This is a genomic window from Candidatus Thiosymbion oneisti, from assembly GCF_004359955.1.
Taxonomy (GTDB): Bacteria; Pseudomonadota; Gammaproteobacteria; order Chromatiales; family Chromatiaceae; genus Thiosymbion; species Thiosymbion oneisti.
In genome coordinates this window covers 1-558 of sequence record NZ_SMSC01000138.1, presented here as the reverse complement: position 1 = coordinate 558, position 558 = coordinate 1, and the positions used below count along the sequence as shown (strand labels likewise).

General features: G+C 62.2%; 1 protein-coding gene. It reads right to left on the bottom strand.

The window, feature by feature from the left end; translation table 11 throughout:
- Positions 1-534: LamG domain-containing protein (locus E1958_RS19780; RefSeq protein WP_166664721.1), on the bottom strand; the 534-nt coding region annotated here is incomplete at its 3' end.
- Positions 535-558 lie beyond the last annotated feature (24 nt).

Here is a 558-nt window from a genome sequence, read left to right as displayed (position 1 = left end):
GTCGACCTCGCCACCGGCCTGGGTTTTGACCCAGAACGCCAGGGTGAGGACAGCGGCGGGCACGGTTCCCGGAATGGTCACCGCGTGCTTGGTGTTGGTTCCGCCAAACCGAAACGCATCCATGGTCAGGCCGGTGGGATAGTGGTCGGCGATGACCTTTTCCTGATCGACAATGGTCTCGCCGGTGGCGGCGGTCGGGGTAACCTTGGCGCCGTTCCTGCACAGATACAGGCGGGTTTGCTTGGACGTGCCGGTTTCGTACTCGACCGTCCCGGCATAGTGCACCCAGGTTTTCAGCGACAAGGCATCCGGGTCTTTCACGTCATGGGTGCTGTTGTCGTCGCAGTGTATCTTCAGTTGCACCTTGTTATCGGTATCGACCCCGAGCTCGATGGCCTGGTCGTCCTGACCGACAATCAGTTGCGCCTGGCTCTGCGCGCTCTCCAACCACACCCAGGCGGAGACGATGCGGCCGCCATCGGTATCAACGGCGAAGGGGGGCAGTTCGAGGGTACCGGTACGCAGGTAATCCACGCCGCCCCCAAAGCATATCCCACG